General features: G+C 63.1%; 1 protein-coding gene and 1 other annotated feature. The gene reads left to right on the top strand.

The window, feature by feature from the left end; genetic code table 11:
* Nucleotides 1-50: 50 nt before the first annotated feature.
* Nucleotides 51-1,282, top strand: a protein-coding gene (locus HNQ70_RS19860) for an IS3 family transposase (protein WP_425504398.1) whose coding sequence is annotated in 2 segments (ribosomal slippage) — nt 51-342 and nt 342-1,282 — 1,233 coding nt in all. Because the reading frame shifts where the segments join, the coding sequence is not laid out codon by codon here.
* Nucleotides 329-445: a sequence feature (AL1L pseudoknot), on the top strand. It overlaps the preceding gene by 117 nt.
* Nucleotides 1,283-1,321 lie beyond the last annotated feature (39 nt).

The raw sequence follows: 1,321 nt of genomic DNA, 5'->3' as shown, positions 1-1,321 counted from the left end.
TGAATCGCCCCGGGTTTTGAGGAGGCTCCAACCTTTGAGAGGATGGAGTCATGAAGAAGTCACCGAAGTTCTCACCTGAGGTCCGTGAGCGGGCCGTGCGGATGGTTCAGGAGCACCGCGGGGAGTACCCGTCGTTGTGGGCGACAGTCGAATCGATCGCGCCGAAAATCGGCTGTGTGCCGCAGACACTGCTGGACTGGGTCAAGCTGTCGGAGGTCGATGCAGGTTCACGGCCGGGCGTGTCGACGGCAGAGGCGCAACGGATCAAGGATCTGGAGCGCGAGGTGAAGGAACTGCGGCGCGCCAACGAGATCCTGAAGCTGGCCAGCGCGTTTTTCGCCCAGGCGGAGCTCGACCGCCGGCTGAAGTGATGTACGCGTTTGTCCAGGCGCATCGCGACGCGCACGGGGTCGAGCCGATCTGCAGAGTCATGCAGATTGCCCCGTCGGCGTATCGCCGGTTCGCAGCTCGGCAACGGGACCGATCGCAACTCAGCGCCAGGGCGAAACGTGACGACGCGTTGATGCCGAAGATCGAGTCCGTCTGGAACGCGAACCTGCAGGTTTACGGCGCGGACAAGGTCTGGAAGCAGATGAATCGCGAGGGAGAGGCTGTGGCGCGTTGCACGGTCGAGCGCCTGATGCGACGGTTAGGACTGAAGGGCGTACGGCGTGGCAAGGTCGTGCGCACCACCATCGCCGATCACAAGGCGCCGTGCCCGCAGGACAAGGTGAACCGGCAGTTCCGGGCCGATCGGCCGAATCAGCTTTGGGTGTCCGATTTCACCTACGTTTCCACTTGGCAGGGCTGGCTGTACGTGGCCTTCGTCGTGGACGTGTTCGCCCGGCGCATCGTGGGCTGGCGGGTCAGTAGTTCGATGACGACCGACTTCGTTCTCGACGCCCTTGAACAGGCGCTCTACGCGCGCCAGCCCGAGCGCGACAGCAGCCTGATTCATCACTCCGACCGCGGCTCGCAGTACGTCAGCATCCGCTACAGCGAACGGCTGGCTGAAGCCGGCGTGGAGCCTTCGGTGGGCAGCAAGGGCGACAGCTACGACAACGCCTTGGCCGAGACGATCAACGGGCTGTACAAGGCCGAAGTGATCCATCGGCGCGGCCCCTGGAAGACTCGGGAGGCTGTGGAACTGGCCACCCTCGAATGGGTGTCATGGTTCAACAATCATCGCCTGCTTGAGCCTCTCGGGTACATCCCGCCTGCAGAGGCTGAGGCAAACTATTACCGGAAAATCACCCGTCAGATCACCGAGGTGGTGGCCTGACTTAACCCAAAGAGCCTCCGCGAAAGCCGGGGCGGTTCA

Source organism: Quisquiliibacterium transsilvanicum, from assembly GCF_014202215.1.
Taxonomy (GTDB): domain Bacteria; phylum Pseudomonadota; class Gammaproteobacteria; order Burkholderiales; family Burkholderiaceae_E; genus Quisquiliibacterium; species Quisquiliibacterium transsilvanicum.
Note: the sequence above shows the minus strand (reverse complement) of the source record. Positions and strands in the feature narration are given on the sequence as shown.